2 protein-coding genes are annotated in these 1805 nt (G+C 71.4%); one reads left to right on the plus strand and one right to left on the minus strand.

The features are described from left to right. Positions 1-327: hypothetical protein (locus tag ACTUAL_RS13370; RefSeq protein WP_440900462.1), on the plus strand; the 327-nt coding region annotated here is incomplete at its 5' end. 46 nt (positions 328-373) lie between these two features. Here ACTUAL_RS13370 and ACTUAL_RS13375 read toward each other — a convergent pair. Next, positions 374-1552 carry a multidrug effflux MFS transporter gene (locus tag ACTUAL_RS13375; RefSeq protein WP_440900463.1) on the minus strand — a complete coding sequence of 393 codons (1179 nt, stop codon included), beginning with the start codon at positions 1550-1552 and terminating at the stop codon, positions 374-376. Between the last annotated feature and the right edge of the window lie 253 nt (positions 1553-1805).

Here is a 1805-nt window from a genome sequence, read left to right on the forward strand (position 1 = left end):
ATCCCCGAGATCCCGCGCTTCCTCCGGCACGGCAAGCCCGTGGAGCGGCTCGTGCGGGACCACCCGGGCGTCACCCTCGCGCTCGCCGGTCTCCGCCCGCCGCGGACGGTCTCGACGTTCTCGGTCTGGCGCAGCGTCCGCCAGATGGTCGACATGGTGCACGGCCGCTCGGACGTATCCGGACCGGCCCGGCACGCCGCGGCGATGCGCGAGCGGGAGCGCCGTGACTTCCACCGGGAGTTCGCGACCTACCGGTTCAGACCGCTCTCCGAGCACGGCTCGTGGGAGGGTCGCACGGGCATCGTGCCCCGAGGACCGGACCGCTAGACCTCCACCGGATGGGCGCGCGGACCCGAGCGCCGGACGTGGGGACCTACTCCCAGGGCATGTCCCGCAGGATGTCCTGCGGACGGGCCAGCACGGTGTAGGCGAACCACGACGCCGCGGCGCAAACCACCATGATGGCCGCCATCGGCACCGCCGAGTCGACCCCGAACAGCCCGCTGACCGGGGAGATGAGCGCACCGAAGACGAAGTTCGCCGCTCCGAGCAGGGCGGCAGCCGCTCCGGCCCTCTCCCCGTGATCGGCCAGCGCGATGCTCGGGCTGTTGGGCATGACGAAGCCGACCGAGCCCATGAGCAGGACGATGCCGCCGACGATGGCCCACACGCTGAGGTCCAGCAGCGCGGCGGCGAGCAGGGCCAGGGCGATGGCCAGCATCGAGGGCAGCGCCACCCGCAGCACCGCGGCCGGGTGCACCGAGCGCACCAGGGACCCGTTGACCTGGCTGGTGATGGTCAGCGCTCCCGCTCCGGCGGCGAAGACCAGGGCGTACTGCTGGGTGGTCATCCCGTACAGCCCCTGGAAGACGAAGGTCGCGCTGGAGATGTAGGCGAACAGGCAGCCCATCGCGGTGCACGCGGTCAGGACCAGGCCGACGTAGCGTCGGTCCGAGAGCAGCACCCGGTAGCTGGCCCACAGGGTCCGCGGACCGAAGTGGCGCCGCCGCTCCGGGGGCAGGGTCTCCTGGACGAAGACCAGCGCCAGCACCGTCAGCAGCAGCCCGAAGGCTCCCAGCGCCCAGAAGATCGTCCGCCAGCTGCCGAAGACCAGGAACTGGGCGCCCAGCGTCGGCGCCAGGATCGGGGCCACGCCGACGACCAGGAAGAGCCGCGAGATGAAGGTCGCCATCCGGGAGCCGCTGTAGAGGTCGCGGACCATGGCCTGGGACAGCACCATCCCGGCCGCCCCGGCCAGGCCCTGCACGAAGCGCAGCAGCAGCAGCACCTCGATCGAGGAGGAGACCGCGATCAGGCCCGAGACCAGGACGTAGACGAGCAACGAGGCGACCAACGGGCGGCGCCGGCCGAAGGAGTCCGACAAGGCCCCGATGAGGAGCTGGCCGGTGGCGAGCCCGACCAGGGTCGCGGTCAGGGTCAGCTGCACCGTGGCCTCGGTCGTGGACAGGTCGTCCACGACGGCCGGGAAAGCGGCGAGGTACATGTCGATCGTCAGCGGGCCGATCGCGACGAGCGCCCCGAACAGCAGCAACCGGCCCAGCGGGGAGGGTTCGGTGCGGGGCCGGAGGGGTGCGGGGGGCGCTGCGACGGGGGCTGACTTCACCACGGGACCAAGAAGGCTGCGCTCCTCGATATTCCCGGTCACCGAGCGCACACGTCGACTGCTGGTGGCGGTAGGCGCAGACTCGTCAGGGTCTCGCCCACCACGGTACGCATGATGCGTGCACGGCCGGCTCCTCGAGGCCGCATGTGCAGGCGGGATGAAACGTCGAAGTTCGGTCGCT

The sequence above is a fragment of the Actinosynnema sp. genome (genome assembly GCF_052038725.1).